The organism is Streptomyces sp. NPDC005070 (assembly GCF_053600395.1).
On record NZ_JBSFZS010000526.1, the window covers coordinates 1 to 1,346 of the forward strand.

Here is a 1,346-nt window from a genome sequence, read left to right on the forward strand (position 1 = left end):
CCTCGCCGTACGCCTGATCACCCGCCGCTCGCGGGCCACCCTGCTGGAGCTCGAGCGGCGCTACCTGGAACCCGTCAATCCTGCACTCCCCGCGGTCCCGGCCACCTTCGTCTCGGGCATGAGCGACCCCATCGTCGACCTCGACAGCGCCCACCGGGTGTTCTCCGCGATCGCACCGGATCGCGGAACCATCATGAAACTGCCCACCGACAAGCACTACCTCTTCTTCACCGGCGTCAGCGCGGACCTGGTCGACTGGACCTCCACCCACACCCTGCTCCAGGGGCTCGACCGCGATGTCTGAGGCCGCTGTGCTCCACCGGGTGCGCCAGCCCATGCACGCCCGCTTCGACCACCCCGCGGCACGCCGCGCCGCCTCCGACAGCCTGGTCCTGCGGCTCACCTGTGAGGGTGTCAGCGGTATCGGCGAGTGCGCGCCCAGGACGTACGTGACCGGCGAGAGCACCGAGTCCGTCCTCGCGGCCCTGCGCCGGACGCCTCTGGAGCGGATCTTCGCACTCCTGCGCGGCGAGCCACCGGCCGAACTCCTCGAGCGGATGCGGCGCGAGGGCTTCGCGAAGGTCTTCGGGATCACCGGCGGGAACAACCTGCTGTGCCTGCTGGAGACGGCGGTCCTGGACCTGCTCGGCCGCCGGCTGGGGCTCGGCGCGGCGGAACTGATCGGAGGCGCGGCAGAACCGACGGGCCGCGCGAGTGAACTGCGCGGCGGCGCGGCAGAGTTGATGGGCGGCACCGGGCCGACTGCGGGCGGGGTGCCGCCCGCCGCCCCCCTGCCCGTCTCGCAGGTGCTGGACCTGAGCATCACCGTCGAGGAGTTCCTGGCCACCCGCGGTCCGTTCCACTTCGTCAAGATCAAGGCATCGGACGACATCGAGCGCGACGCCCGCAGCGTCCGAGCCGTGCGCGCGCACGTGGGTGACGGCGTGCCGGTCATGGTGGACGCGAACATGAGCTGGACCGAGACCACCGCGCTCCCCCACGCATGGCGGCTGCGGGACGCCGGGGCGGACTACGTGGAGGAGCCGCTGCCCAAGGGTTCCTGGGCCGCTCTGGGCGCCTTGCGCCGCCGGGCGGGGCTGAAGATCATGCTGGACGAGTCCCTGTGCACCCTCGAGGACGCCCGGACGGCGGTCGAAGCGCGGGCGTGCGACGCGTTCAACATCCGGGTCGCGAAGAACGGCGGCCCGCTGCCCGCGGCCCGTCTCATCGCCCTTGCCCGCCGGCACGGCATCGCGTTCCAGATCGGGCGGGAGTCCCCACAGGAGCCGCGACGGTCCGGGCAGGCGTGGCATACGGATTGCCCGGGTACGGCACGGCGACCGGGC

Annotated in this window: 1 protein-coding gene and 1 pseudogene; both read left to right on the forward strand. The window is 72.3% G+C overall.

Features of this window, described 5'->3' with window-relative positions; all coding sequences use genetic code 11:
- Positions 1-304: pseudogene (locus tag ACWEBX_RS40840) on the forward strand (hydrolase); the annotation flags it as partial.
- Positions 297-1,346 (forward strand): mandelate racemase/muconate lactonizing enzyme family protein (locus tag ACWEBX_RS40845; protein WP_451889740.1); only part of this gene is annotated, 1,050 nt, incomplete at its 3' end. The pseudogene ACWEBX_RS40840 and the gene ACWEBX_RS40845, both read left to right, overlap by 8 nt.